Genomic DNA, 11,536 nt, shown 5'->3' on the forward strand with positions numbered 1-11,536 from the left:
GAAACTCGCCTATCCCATGTGCCGCGAGAAGGTGGGAGCGGAACGACGCTTACGATCCAAGTGCCGACAGGCGGGGAAAATCGGCTCCCCTTAACGGCTTGTGGGCTTCTTCACGACGAAAAGCGCCGCCCGAAGACAAGTGCGTCCTGCACTTTGAGCGCATCGACTTTGAGTCGAGCAGGGCTCTCGATTAAGAAGTACGACAAGTAGCTCCACACAAAAGTAAGAACATAACAGGTGATTGCGAGAAGTCCCATGGTCAAGTACGTAGCCTGCAGAATCTTGTCTCCGAGAATGTTTAGGAAAACAAAGATAAACAAAATATGCCACATGTATATGGAATAGGTAAGCTGTCCCAGTGGAGCCAGCCAGCGTACAACTCCTGAATTCCTTCTGGTCAAGTCTGAGGAGATGGCGGAAGCCACCGTTACATACATGAGCCCCAGTATCATCTGGAGAGGTGCTCCCGAACTAATCGCGCATACGGTCGTACCTAAGGCGATTGAGAAGAGCAGCCTCGGTGCTGGTAGGCGGCCAACCATTGCGCGATGATTAAATAGACAGCAACCGACTAGAAAAGATGGGCACGCCCGCAATACCGGCGGGAGATCAACCCATTGGTTGATGTTCGTTTCAAACGTGAGTAGACCAAGAAGAAGCGCGGCTGTGATCCCAATCAACGCGAACCGCATCTTGGTCGCAACCAAAGCGACAATTGGGAAAATGGCATAGAGCACCATTTCGGCGCTGATCGATGAAGACGGGAAATTGAAATAAATCTGATTTCCGCAAGGCAGAAGTGCATGGAGGAGGAAGGCAGTTTCCAGAATACAAGCTGGACTAAAGCTCGGAATGTGATTGCTCGAGGCCCCCACGAGCAACAGAACAGACCACATCGCTATTGATGTACCTAGGGTCACCAAATGCAGGGGCAGCAACCGTCCAATCCTTCGTTGAATGAACGTTATGAAGCCAGCCCTTGAATGCACTCTGTGCTGATATACATGCGAAATAATATAACCCGAAATTACAAAGAATAAGTCGACGAATAACGTCAGGCCGATAAATCGATTTGCAATTTGTGCTCGCTGAATAACAGGAGCAAAATACTCGACCGAATGCCACCCCACAATCGCGACTGATGCTATCAACCTGAGGACATCGAGGTGAAGAAGGTCTTCTGAGGGCGCAATTAGGCGATAAGGCCATCTCTTCATAACTGCTGCTGTCTTTGATGAGTCGCGAGCGATTTCAAGGTTTCTAGCGTCAAACAGTTGGTAAGCGCCCTATCGGGGACCAACTGTTATCGCGTGGAAATCATAAATAGTGAGTTGAAGTTGGCGAGCTCAAGCGATCAAGTTGCTTAACAGGTGTAAGCAGACGCTCCGGCTTCTTGGCCCTAGAGTACTGGTAGAAGACGTATAGGAAGAGAATCGTGGGATAAACGTTTAAATTCACAAAGCGATCGTTGAATGCAAGCATTGGGGCGAAGGGAAGGAGGTAAATGGAGTGGCCGTATAGCATCACGGCAAGAAATCTCTGCATAAATGCCGAGAGCGCGACTATGCCCATAAAGCCATAAAATGCGAGCGGATAGAGAAAGAAACTATGCGGCTCCGTTGTGCCGAGTCGGATGTAATAGTCGGAACCGGCGCCAAACACTGGATTATTCAACCAGGTTTCGATTGCGTTTGCCCAATACTGGCCTCGGCCGGAAGCGCCTGTGCCTTCGCCTCGGTACGCATCATCGAGCAACAGCAGTTTAGCAACCCAACCCGAGACGTCGGAATTCAGTATTATCAAGAGTAATCCGATGCAAACGAAGATCACTAGCGCGAGGCGAGTAAACTGGCCTACGCGACTGAGAAGTTGGGAGACGAGCATCCCTCCTATAAAAAGTATTCCCAGCTCCGCGGCTCGACCTTGCATCAAGAATGCGGGAATGAAAAATAAAGGAAGAGCGAGCAGCGATAATCTCGGCGCTTTTACTAGCAGCGCAGCAAATGCTCCCCCGAAGAAAATCTCTGCCCCCAAATTTGGATGCGACTGCGAAAAATAAAGATATCGCCCAAACACCACGGCAATATTGCCTGTTTCGACGAGAGCAAGATAGGTAGCAGCGTTCGCTAACGTGCTGAGAAAAAGGCCCCTCCAATAATTTGTGCTGACGAAATTTAGTGAAACAAATAAATTGATGCAGAAAACGATGATCCTTATCGTCGAGATAAATTCCACTTCGTTTATCGCGGCTGAAGTAACTTCAGCAAGCAAAAGAACGTAGAGAAAGGGGACGCTAGTTCGTGCAGCTTCCGTAACTTGTCGGCCGCGAAGAAAAAGAAGGCACAGCTTGAACAGAATCGTAGCGGCGTAGTACGTGGACTGATCAATCTGAAACAGATACGACAGGAACACGAGACCGTCGACCGCTCCCGCCACGAGGGAGAGTCGCGCTTCAAATCGGGTTGCTGCGTCGTCGACGTGGGTGAATTGCAACTTCACGCTCCGGCACCGGCACGATGTTCTGCTCATCGCGACAGAACACGAACCCAATCAACTTCCAATTTGTGCAGAGGGCCGTCTTTGTGTTTGTTCGAGCCCAAAACCATAAACATCTCTTGCGTCTCGCAGATTTGTGGCGGCGTGGCCTCAAGCACAGGTACAGAGTCCAAGAACCACGTCAATTTATCCGGCGTCCACAATAGCCCATAGTTGTGCCACACAGAAAAATCCACGGCATAAGGCAGCTTCTGGCGTGCATTCTTGTTACGCACATGCGAGCTACTTGTCCAATCATGAACCGAACCGACAAATAAGTTAGGTCCAAAGTTTTCAAATACGTCGATCTCGCACCAGTGATTGTCGTCAATTCCTAACGAATGGGGACGGCTGAAAAGCCAGAAAGCCGACCAGTCGAGTTCATCATTGGCAAACCTCATCCGTGCTTCAAAAAAGCCGTGATGAAAGGTAGCTCCGCCTGGGCCGCGTCTTGGTACAGTTGTGATCGACGTCTCAGTTGTTCCAGGAGGCGTCGTAAGGGCCAAGATCCCTTTTGATACATAAATTTGATCCAATGGATTCGGTTCTTGGTACCACAACGCATTGTACCAAGGATTCCGTTTCGTGACAGCAGCATCTAAATTGAGTTCGCTGAAATCATCTTCGAAGGACAAACGTATATAGCCCTGAGCCAATACTTCCTTTGGCAGGTCGCGGCCGACTGAACTGTCCGCCATTGCATTCGTTGCGCACACGACAAACAGAGCAAGTACAAACGAAAAAAAGCGATGCACGGAGATTCCTTCTTGATCAGTCTCACGGTCTAAGGGGCCGAGGCAACGGTTGCCGCGCTTAGTTCGCTGGTCTGTTTCGCTTCTTAGCGAAGATCATCAGGGTAGTCTTAAATACTGAGGGCGATATAAGCTGTGTGAGCTTGAGCAACGAAAAGAGGGCCCGACTATTGAAGTGGTATGCGGGGCACGCGTCCCAGACGTAAGTTGCATGCTCGTAGCGTGAACTCGGGAAATGTGTTTTCAGAGAGCTGATTGTATTCAGACGATAATAGGCAGGGAAGACATCCTCTTCTTTGCGGGACGGCTGAGCTCCGTGCAGGAGCTGCGACTTGAGCCTAGGTGAGACAATGCGGTTCACGATGGCAATATAGCCGTGCCGATTAGGCGTTCTCGCGCACAACCAGCCTCCCGGCTTCAATATCCTATCCAGTTCGGCGCAGGCAATCTTCGGATCGGATATGTGCTCGAACGTGAAATCCGATACAATCATGTCAGCTGATCCGTCTGGAAGTGGTATCCGCTTGTCGCTCAATACGATCGCGCGATCTAATGCAGGATTGGACTGTACGACCGGATCAACATCTACACCTATGACCTCTCTTACCTTGCCCTTCAACGTTCGGAGATTTCTTCGATATGTTACGAGATCGTCGATGTGAGGTTCTCCGCGACCGGCTCCGAAATCCACAACTGTAAAATTCGGCTGAATCAACGCATTTACGCGCGAATAGAACTGGACCGTGCCATCCAGCTTATCGAAGCCACCTGCCCTCAGTTCAGGCAGCAGGTCGAACAAGAAATCGGGTTCAGAATTCATTTTAATTCCAAATCTCAGAGATTACAGAGCTCTTTGTGCTTTCCAATTGTTGGATGGAGTCGGAGATCGCGCAGCTCGCGGGACCCTACCATGCGCCGTCAATCGCAAACTATCGTCATTGGTGAGTGACCTATCTGGAGCTGAGAAAATACAATCGGATCCGGTTTCCGATATTTTGACGGTCTTTGCCTAGCACGTCGAGAAGCTCTTGTGGGGTGGCGAGCAAATTTTTGCTCGTTCGGTAAATCATCCACGCTGTTGCACAATCAAGTAACAGCACGGCCAGCGCTCCGCCCATTTCGCGCCCATAGCTCGCGAGCAGATACGCTAGTGCCACCGACGACATCGAAAGCAAAAGATACATATACGAAAACTGCTCGTGGCGATTTATCGCCAGGAGCAGATTGGAAACCGGCAGCCAAAGCCCATGGACTACCATCGCCAAAGTCATAAGGCCGAGAAACGTCCAACTCGCTTCGATTGCTCCGTGTGTCCATATTCGCACGATCTGTCCACCAAAGACGAGCAATACTAGAGATGTGGGAAGTAGGACTGCTAAGCTGGTCAATAGACTTGCGGCGACAATCCGTGCTTGAGCAGTGCGATCTAGCTGTGCGCTCACTACTGAATACTCCGGAGCGAGTGTCTTGTGCACAACTCCCGCCAACTGGATTCCGATGCGGGTAAGGGTTCGAATTGAGGAAAAGATCGCTGCTGACGAGACCGAAGACGCCGCCCCCACTGCGAGCGTGGTTCCTTGCAAGAAGGTGATTTGGGCGGCGGTGAGAGCGAACGCCCCGGCTGAAGGTCTAAGCAACCTTCGCACTTCGCTCCATGAAGCTCTGCCCAAACCGAGTTTGAGCCAAGAAGCTCTATTGCATAGCAATAGAGCTTGGAGACCCACGCCCACTGCCCTGCAAAGCACGAGAGCCAAGCTGGCGGTCGCGGGTGTTTCGTTCAAAACGCCAATCAGAACGAGGGCCACGCCCTCTGCTAAGAAAATCAAAGCTTGCGAGTAGGTGCCGAACGCGTACATGCCGACACAGCGGAAACCAGCAAGAAAAACCCCTCCCTGCAAGGAAATGACTGCTTGTAAGGTGAGCAGAGAAAGTGTCAGCCGGGCGGAAGCTGGTGCAACTGTGTTTGGCGGCACAATCACTTGATCCGGCATTGTCCATATTAAGGAAAGGCCAACGATTAATACGAGAGACGAGAGTACAGCAATTGCGGCCCAAGCATTCTGAAACGCAACAACCGCACTAAGGCGGTCTCCGCGAGCTACGTGCATCGTCATGTCGGCGCCGGCTGCCGTGGACAATCCGAGGTCGCCCAGCATCAGGTAGGATGGTACTGCTGATGCCAAAATCCACCAGCCGTAAAGTTCCAGTCCCCAATGAGTTATCAATGTGGGAACCAGCAAAAGCTGGATGATAGCGATGATGATTTGAGTAAAGGCGTTCGCACCCACTCCATGCAAAACACGCCTCCACATAGTCTTACCATCCATGGTCTTAGCGTCGCGCGAGGCGGATCGAACCATCTAAGATATTTTGGGCTGCACTCTGCGGTGTGAATGGTCCAATTTGGTTGATGCAGAACTCGGCCGTTGTTCTGAACTCCTTGAGATGAGCAACGGCTTGCATTTTCCTTGTCAGATCGTCGATGTCGCCCCACGCGAACACGTATCCCGTTTTACTATCGATAACGAGCTCTGGAACGCAACCGCATCTGTCGCTTACCACCACTGGACAGCCATGGCTCAGGCTTTCGTTGATGACAAGGCCCCAAGGCTCGCTGCGGCTCGGTAAGATCAACGCGGTCGCCTTCAGATACTCCAAAAAGAGTGCATCGCCATGCTTTGGGCCAGCAAATTGAACCAGGGAGTCTGCACCCAGTTGGCTGCACAACAATCTAAGATGTTTTTCCTCAGGACCGGCTCCGACCAATATAAGCTGAGCGTCTGGCGAGGCTCGTAGAACACGAGCGAATGCAAGTATCAAATGATCAATGCTTTTTTCACGAGACAAACGCCCGACGTAAAGGAATCTAAGGGGGGCAGATGGATCATACATCTGTATGCGACGTTCTAGCGCGAGCTCTGGAGTGTATCCCTCATACAGAGCGGCCGCTTGGCAGCCGCGAATGATCTTGTCCGCTGTGGCCCCATAGAGCGCGACGTATTCTGCGGCGCGCTGGCCATAGCAGAAGATGCCGCTGCACCATCGGAAGAATGCGCGTTTAAGAAGGCCAACAATAAACTTCTGCTTGTTGTCATACACCGTCGAATCGCAAAAGCATGCGAAAGTCTTGCCACGAAGGAGGAGAATCATTGCCTGAATCCAATATTCAGGTCGGTCGTAGCCGGCAAGTATTGTCGTATCGGCATCATCACTCCAAGCCTTCTTCGCGATCTGCCACAGTAGCGATAGCCGGGGGATGGCCTCGTAGGCGCCGTTGAATAGCAATTCGTATGAATATTTGTGCCAGGACGTATCCGTTGGTGGTAAGCTGGTCCGCTGGTTTGCGGTTTCGGCAATTTGATACACCTGCAGTTGGATCTTTCGCTCGGCGCAAAACGTTTGCAGGGCAGAGAAGACCGCGGCTTTATAACGAGACCACATGATATTGTGCCAGACGACAATCTTCATGAATAACACCTAACGCTGCCGCTGAAGCGAGATGGAGCCGAACGCACTAAATCGTCTAACGAATGGAGGGCTGAGGTCTTCGTGTCTTGAAATTCGCGAACGATCTCTTGGCGGTCGAAAGTGCCCGTTGGATGCTCTCGCAGCAGTTGGCCGAGGTAAGTGCTTGCCCGTACGCAGAAATCATCAGTGATAGGAATCGCCAGGCCGCTCTTTCCGACTTGACTGCCGATGCAGCCGCGATCGTACGCAATCACCCGGTTTCCGGCGGCGCGGGCTTCGAATAATACGGTGGGTTGGGCTTCATTTGCGTAGTGCGTGGGAAATACAAACACGTCGATACTGTGATAGAAACGGTTCTTGGCATCGCCGTAAACAGGTCCGAGATATTTGAGCATGCCACCTAGTTCGGCTTCGGCGGCGAAGACGTTTGCTCTATCTTGCTCGTTCGCGATCGGACCAGCGAGCAGCCCCTGCACCTCGACGCCGGAGTTGCTTAAGTGGCGCAGCAGAGCGAGAAAGGTGTAGAGGCCCTTCTCTCGCGTCAGATTGCTGAGCAAGCCGATGCGCAAGCTTCCAGATGCGCACCCTGCTTGGGCAACGAAGGGCTGAACCTCCACGAAAGCGGCATTAGAGATGATGGAGGACTTGAGGACCTTGCCATAACGTCGTTCGAAGCGTTCGCGCATCGTCGTGCAGAGAAAGATGTGGCGGATCTGCGCCCTGCCGACTCCTAGTATCAATTCTATTAATCGGGACGCGCAATCGATGTAGCTGAAGCTGTGATGGTGGAGAAAGATCGCGTGGCCGAATAGGCGCGCAACTACGACCAACGCCGCCGTATAGATGAGGCCCAAATCCCCTTCGCATCCCAAATAAACCAGCCTAGGAAGCCGGTTATTTCGCGCAATTCGCCAGCAAGCGCGTATCGTCTGGCGGCTTTTTTGAACATGCTTTCGAAGACCTTGCCGATTACCCGGCGAGATATTGATCGTTTCAATCTTCGCGTTCTTACTGAGGGTCTCAATAAGACGGGCGGTGATGTAAGCATAGCCCGTCACTGGTGGCGGGATTTGCCCAACAGCGATGATGTATGGTTGCGCGTCGGAACTTGTGATCGTAGGCACTTATCGATGTCCTTTGAGATCTGCCGGATGGCCTGCTACGATCGTTGCCGGATCGATAGATCGGAGGACCAGGCTCCGTGCGCCCACAATTGCGGCGGCGCCGATGGTTACGCCGGGAGCGATAAAGCAATCTGCGGCGATCCAGGCCTCGCGCTCTACAACGACCGGCTTGGCAACTAAGGGAAAAGTGATGTCTTTATGGTCATGCGTGGCTGCGCAAAGATATGAACGTTGGGAAACGACGGCGTGGTCACCGATGCTGATCGGCCCGAGGCTATAAAGCTCCGCATTATCGCCAATCCAGCAATAATTGCCCAACTTAACCTTCCAAGGGTAGGTCACCCGAACGGTTGGGCGCACTAGCACGCCTTTACCTACTTTTGCTCCGAACACACGCAATAACCACCTGCGCCAGCCATAGGCGGGCTGAGGAGACCACGCAAATAAGGTTTGTTGTACGGTCTGCCATAGCAGAACCGTCAGTGCCGAGCGTCCTCTGAAACCAGGTGGCACTTTGGATCGCGAAAGGTCCTGAAACCTCAGTGGGCAGTCGATCATCATTACGTTCTCGCGATCAATACGCTGTCGGCCGGAAAGTGAGCATCACCGTCCGCAACAAGATCGTGACGTCCAGCCACAGGCTCCATTTATTAATGTACCACAGATCAAACTCCACGCGCTTCTGCATCAGCTCGAGCGTGCGGGTTTCTCCGCGGTAACCATTAATTTGAGCCCAGCCGGTCATACCGGGTTTGACGTGGTGGCGGAAGGCATAGTTGCCGATGAGCTGCTCATACTCGGTGTTGTGGGCGGCCGCGTGCGGGCGCGGGCCGACCAGCGACATGTCGCCCTTGAGCACATTGAAGAGCTGCGGCAGCTCGTCGATCGAGGTCCTGCGCAGCCATTTTCCGATTCCCGTAACGCGCGGGTCATTCTTCTGCGCCTGCACGATCGTCGGCCCGTCCTCGAGCACGTGCATGGTCCGGAATTTTAAGATCCTAAACGCGCGCCCACCAAAGCCGTGGCGAGTCTGCCGGAAGAATACCGGACCCTTCGAGCTCAGCTTGATCAGAATCGCGGTCGCCAGCATCACCGGCGCGAACACGAACAGCGCTAAACTCGCGCCGACGAGGTCCAGCGCCCGCTTTAGCGCACGCTCGCGCCAGGACAGCGGAGCGCGGCGCAGCTCGGCGGTGAACATGTTGCCGGTACTCACTAGCGGATAGCGCAGGAACCGCGCGGCGTTAGGGTCCGGTACCAGATGCACGGGGATGGGAAGGATCTTCAGCGTGTCCAGAATGCTGTCAATCGCGTGCTGGCGACTCCAGTCGATCAGTAGGAAAACGTGCTCGATCCGGTTCTCGCGTGCGAAAGCGATCAGCTCCTCGAAGCGCGGCGCGAGCGATGAGAGCAGCAAGGGTGAGGCGAGGTCCTTTGTCGGGATCTCCATCACCTGCACAAGGCGGTATCCGTGCTGGCCGAAGTCGTCGACCGCGTTGGAGGAGGCGGCAAGGCCGAACTCCGCGATCATGATCGCCCGGCCGTTGGCAAAGGCGCCGGTGCGCAAGCCATGCGCGGTCCAGCGTGCCGCCGCGATCTTCCAAGCGAGCAGGGCGGCAAGGCCGACCAGATAGAACGAGATCGTGGTGCCGCGCGAGAACTCATCGCTGACCTTCATCGTGAAGGCGATCGCCAGTAGCGCGCCGAACAGCCCGGTCCACGTCGTCAGCGTCATTCGGAAGATGCGCGGCAGATTGGTGATGTTCTTCAGGCGGTAGCCATGCTGCACCACGGTCAGCAGGACGAAATTGATCGCCACCAGCACGCTGGCCGCCGCGTAGACATCCGCCTTGCCGAGCATGCCCGTGGTTGCAACTTGATAGCTGATCGCGCAGCCGACCCCGCTGACGACGATCAGCGCCGCATCGACCACGGTCATCAGCCGTTCCACGACGCCAGGCCGCAGCCAGCTCGGTGCATACCCTGAAGCTGCATTCGCCGCAGGCTCTGCCACGCAACTTTTCGCGGTAGAATCAGCGACCGGGACCGGCCGTGTGGAAAGAATTGTCATCCTGCCAAACTCATTTACGCAAAATACACTTTACTCGAACGAGCCGTCGTATCGTCAAAATTGCTGTTAAAACAAGGCGAAGGAAGAATTAACCTTACCCCACGAGCTGCATTCTAGCCTATCTCGTTCCGAGTGATATGCTAAATTTCAGAACCTGTTAGGAAGTCCTCATTGCCTCGCATCCAGTCCCGGCGGCGAACCCGGTCGAGAGGGAAGCGGTACCTCGCCATTGGCCTTGCTGCCGTCGCTTTGGTGGGGCTCGCGCTTCTCCTTCTTCGTCCCGAAGCAGCCCCCATCCGAGCCCAAACGTCTTTCCGGACCGGCGCAATCAAGCTCCTCCTTGACGGGCGATACGGCGCGAGGTTTGCCGGCGAGCTCGCTGCATTCAAGCAGGGATATTTCTCTTCCCGCGTTGAGGTATCGGCTCAGCCCGAAGACCCAGACTTCGTCCAGACCATTACACGCCAACATGCTATCGGCGTGACGAGCGGCCAGAACTTCCTGCTGGCCAGCTGGCGCGGCGTCCCTGTGACTGCGATTGCCGCAAGCTTCCTCGATACCTCTGTCGCGATTTTCACGCTCGAAAGCTCCGGCCTGCGGCGGCCGGCCGATCTCGTCGGAAAGCGCGTCGGATACCGCAGGGCGAGTGAGGGAGACGTCGTCTTTGATGCCATGATGGCGCAGCTCGGGCTTCCTCGCAGTCAGATTGTGAAGATCCCCGACCGCGACAGCTTCGAAGCGCTGACGGCCAGGGAGGTGGATGCGATCATTACCGCTATCGACGAGCAGCCCGATCCCTCCAGCTCGACCTTCGTGAAGCTGAACGTCATCAAACCGCAGGATTACGGCATCCACGTCCCGGGCCAGGTCTATTTCGCAAGCAATGATCTCATCCATGACCGGCCGTCCCTGATCGCCGACGTGCTCCAAGGCATCATTCGAGGATGGCAATTTGCCTATCGGGACTATGCACAGAGCGTGCCCGTTCTTGCCGGTCCAGCCGGGCTAACAACCGAGCGGCTGAGATTCGAGCTACAGCAGCAGCGCCCGCTGGTGCTGCCGGCCGGCGGCCGCATCGGCGACTACGACGAAAGTCGCTGGCGGACGCTTCGCGACATCCTCCTGTTCGCCAAGCTCGGCGCGGAAGACGTGCCTTTGGCCCAGACGGTCAACTACCAGTTCCTTCGAGATGTGTACCGGCGTTCACCCGACCTCGCTGCTCCGGGCGCCTGGAGCGAGGAAAAATAGGACCAAGAAGCCACACTTGCCCGCCATATCGTCCCAAAAGGCCTTCAGCCGCCCCCGCATCGGTTGCATTTCCGCCGGTGGCCTTGGTAATGTTCAGTATTGGGCTAGTGCGGAGTCCCGTTACGGACCATGACTTTGGCCGGCTAGGGTCTGACAAGCGCGTGTCGGAATCAAATCCGCAGGGGCGAGGAGCTTTTTGGATGTTTACGACGTCGATGCGAGCAGGTCTTTTGGCTGCAACTGTTACCTTGTGTGCAGCGACCGGGGCGAGCGCCGCAATGCAGATGCCGGCGCCGGCCGCCCTGCTCACGGGCGAGAGCCAAGCGAGGCCTGTCACG

The 11,536-nt window shown here is 54.5% G+C and carries 10 protein-coding genes; 1 reads left to right on the plus strand and 9 read right to left on the minus strand.

What is annotated here, in order from left to right; all coding sequences use genetic code 11:
• Positions 1–110: 110 nt before the first annotated feature.
• The 9 genes from P6U28_RS02385 to P6U28_RS02425 all read right to left on the minus strand — a co-directional run bounded on the left by P6U28_RS02385 (position 111) and on the right by P6U28_RS02425 (position 9,818).
• On the minus strand, positions 111–1,217 hold the full coding sequence (locus P6U28_RS02385; protein WP_407121661.1) for an acyltransferase family protein: 1,107 nt from the start codon (positions 1,215–1,217) through the stop codon (positions 111–113).
• 100 nt (positions 1,218–1,317) lie between these two features.
• Positions 1,318–2,493: an O-antigen ligase family protein gene (locus P6U28_RS02390; protein ID WP_407121662.1), complete on the minus strand. Its 1,176-nt coding sequence runs from the start codon at positions 2,491–2,493 to the stop codon at positions 1,318–1,320.
• Between the two features lie 32 nt (positions 2,494–2,525).
• Positions 2,526–3,290 (minus strand): family 16 glycosylhydrolase, encoded by a 765-nt coding sequence (locus P6U28_RS02395; protein WP_407121663.1) that lies wholly within the window; start codon positions 3,288–3,290, stop codon positions 2,526–2,528.
• A gap of 58 nt (positions 3,291–3,348) precedes the next feature.
• Positions 3,349–4,107, minus strand: coding sequence for a class I SAM-dependent methyltransferase (locus P6U28_RS02400; protein ID WP_407121664.1), 759 nt, complete (start codon positions 4,105–4,107; stop codon positions 3,349–3,351).
• Positions 4,108–4,237: 130 nt separating this feature from the next.
• The gene (locus tag P6U28_RS02405; protein ID WP_407121665.1) at positions 4,238–5,614 is read right to left on the minus strand and encodes a hypothetical protein; all 1,377 of its coding nucleotides are present in this window, start codon (positions 5,612–5,614) and stop codon (positions 4,238–4,240) included.
• Between the two features lie 4 nt (positions 5,615–5,618).
• Complete coding sequence (locus tag P6U28_RS02410) at positions 5,619–6,755, minus strand: glycosyltransferase (protein ID WP_407121666.1); 1,137 nt, start codon at positions 6,753–6,755, stop codon at positions 5,619–5,621.
• Positions 6,752–7,879, minus strand: a complete 1,128-nt coding sequence (locus tag P6U28_RS02415; RefSeq protein WP_407121667.1) for a glycosyltransferase family 4 protein — start codon at positions 7,877–7,879, stop codon at positions 6,752–6,754. The genes P6U28_RS02410 and P6U28_RS02415 overlap by 4 nt, the downstream gene beginning before the upstream one ends.
• The gene (locus P6U28_RS02420; protein ID WP_407121668.1) at positions 7,880–8,440 is read right to left on the minus strand and encodes a WcaF family extracellular polysaccharide biosynthesis acetyltransferase; all 561 of its coding nucleotides are present in this window, start codon (positions 8,438–8,440) and stop codon (positions 7,880–7,882) included.
• A gap of 13 nt (positions 8,441–8,453) precedes the next feature.
• Positions 8,454–9,818, minus strand: a complete 1,365-nt coding sequence (locus tag P6U28_RS02425; protein ID WP_407121669.1) for an undecaprenyl-phosphate glucose phosphotransferase — start codon at positions 9,816–9,818, stop codon at positions 8,454–8,456.
• 303 nt (positions 9,819–10,121) lie between these two features.
• On the opposite strand from P6U28_RS02425, the gene P6U28_RS02430 reads away from it, so the two are divergent.
• Positions 10,122–11,198, plus strand: a complete 1,077-nt coding sequence (locus tag P6U28_RS02430; protein WP_407121670.1) for an ABC transporter substrate-binding protein — start codon at positions 10,122–10,124, stop codon at positions 11,196–11,198.
• The last annotated feature ends 338 nt before the right edge of the window (positions 11,199–11,536 follow it).

Origin of the sequence: Bradyrhizobium sp. STM 3561, from assembly GCF_045571455.1 — a bacterium.
Taxonomy (GTDB): domain Bacteria; phylum Pseudomonadota; class Alphaproteobacteria; order Rhizobiales; family Xanthobacteraceae; genus Bradyrhizobium; species Bradyrhizobium vignae.

Excerpts from the sequence above, each read along its gene's own strand:
- P6U28_RS02385 (WP_407121661.1), bottom strand. The coding sequence starts at position 1,217 with ATGAAGAGATGGCCTTATCGCCTAATTGCGCCCTCAGAAGACCTTCTT.
- P6U28_RS02400 (WP_407121664.1), bottom strand. The coding sequence starts at position 4,107 with ATGAATTCTGAACCCGATTTCTTGTTCGACCTGCTGCCTGAACTGAGG.
- P6U28_RS02405 (WP_407121665.1), bottom strand. The coding sequence starts at position 5,614 with ATGGATGGTAAGACTATGTGGAGGCGTGTTTTGCATGGAGTGGGTGCG.
- P6U28_RS02410 (WP_407121666.1), bottom strand. The coding sequence starts at position 6,755 with ATGAAGATTGTCGTCTGGCACAATATCATGTGGTCTCGTTATAAAGCC.
- P6U28_RS02420 (WP_407121668.1), bottom strand. The coding sequence starts at position 8,440 with ATGATGATCGACTGCCCACTGAGGTTTCAGGACCTTTCGCGATCCAAA.
- P6U28_RS02425 (WP_407121669.1), bottom strand. The coding sequence starts at position 9,818 with ATGACCGTGGTCGATGCGGCGCTGATCGTCGTCAGCGGGGTCGGCTGC.